The organism is Methylopila musalis (genome assembly GCF_042679725.1).
In the GTDB taxonomy this organism is placed as follows: Bacteria; Pseudomonadota; Alphaproteobacteria; order Rhizobiales; family Methylopilaceae; genus Methylopila; species Methylopila musalis.
The window spans coordinates 1-1292 of record NZ_JBHTMX010000362.1 but is presented as its reverse complement, the minus strand read 5'-3'; the positions used below and the strand labels follow the sequence as shown (position 1 = coordinate 1292).

The window sequence follows — 1292 nt, the reverse complement described above, 5'->3', positions numbered from 1 at the left end:
GGTCGCAGGCGGCGTCGCCACGCCGCCGGACGACGAGCCCTCCGCGCCGGTCCGAAAAGAGCCGCGCCCGAAACCGAAGCCGCCGGCGGCGCCCGGCAAGCAGCCGGACCTGTTCGGGTGAGCCGACGCATCGGGCTCGCGCTCGGCGGGGGCGGCGCGCGGGGCATGGCGCATCTCCACGCGCTGCAGGCCTTCGACGAGCTCGGGCTGCGCCCGGCCGCCGTCGCCGGCACCTCAATCGGGGCGATCTACGGCGCGGCCTACGCCTCCGGCCTCAGCGCGGCGGAGCTTCGCGCGCACACCGCCCTGCAGCTGCGCAACCGGGGCGAGGTGCTGTCCAAGCTGCTGAAGGCCCGCGTCGGCCGGCTGGCGGACCTGTTCGGGTCCGGCTCCCGCAATCCCGTTCTGATCGACGCCGAGGCCATGCTCGCCACCTTCCTGCCGGAGGGCATGGCGGAGACGTTCGACACCGTGGCGACGCCGCTCGCGGTGGTCGCGACCGACTTTTTCGCCAAGGCCGAAGTGGTGTTCCGGGACGGGCCGTTGCTGCCGGCGGTCGCGGCCTCGGCGGCGATCCCCGGCCTGTTCCGCCCGGTGGTCCATCGCGGCCGGACGTTGATCGACGGCGCCATGACCAACCCGCTGCCGTTCGACGTCTTCGACGACGTGGACGCGGTCATCGCCATCGACGTCACCGGCGGCCCGGTGATGGACGTCGCCCGCATGCCCAACGCCTTCGAGGCGACGCTCGGCGCGCTCCAGATCATGCAGGCGGCGATCGTGGCGGGAAAGCTGGAGCGGCGGGCGCCCACGGCGGTGATCCGCCCCCGGGTCGAGGCCATCACGCTGCTGGATTTCCTGAAGACCACCGCGGTGCTGCGGGCGAGCGAGGCCGCGAAGGACGAGGTCAAGCGCGCGGTCGAGGCGGTGATGGCCGGCTGATAGTGATGGCCCGCTGAGCGTCATGCCCGGCCGGAACCGTCGCCATGCGGCCGGCGGTCGTTTCCGACCGCAGCGCGCATGGCGACGTCCCTGGGACGGCGACCCCCCGTCGACGCATCCCAATTCCCGGCAGCGACGGTGAGAATACCATAGTGATGCCAGAACGCGGCGCCGTCAATGCGTCCCGGCGGCGGTCAGGCGCGGGAGCCGTCCTGCGCCATGGCGTCCACGGCGTCGCGGGTGGGAAGGGCGTCGAACACGCCGAAGCGCGAGGCCACCAGCGAGCCGCAGGCGGCGGCGCGGCGCAGCGCCAGCGTCCAGCCATGGCCCTCGCACAGCGCCACGGCGAG

The 1292-nt window shown here is 73.6% G+C and carries 1 protein-coding gene; it reads left to right on the top strand.

Translation table 11 applies throughout. The features are described from left to right. Positions 1-117: 117 nt before the first annotated feature. Positions 118-942, top strand: a complete 825-nt coding sequence (locus tag ACFQ4O_RS17660; RefSeq protein WP_378777700.1) for a patatin-like phospholipase family protein — start codon at positions 118-120, stop codon at positions 940-942. The last annotated feature ends 350 nt before the right edge of the window (positions 943-1292 follow it).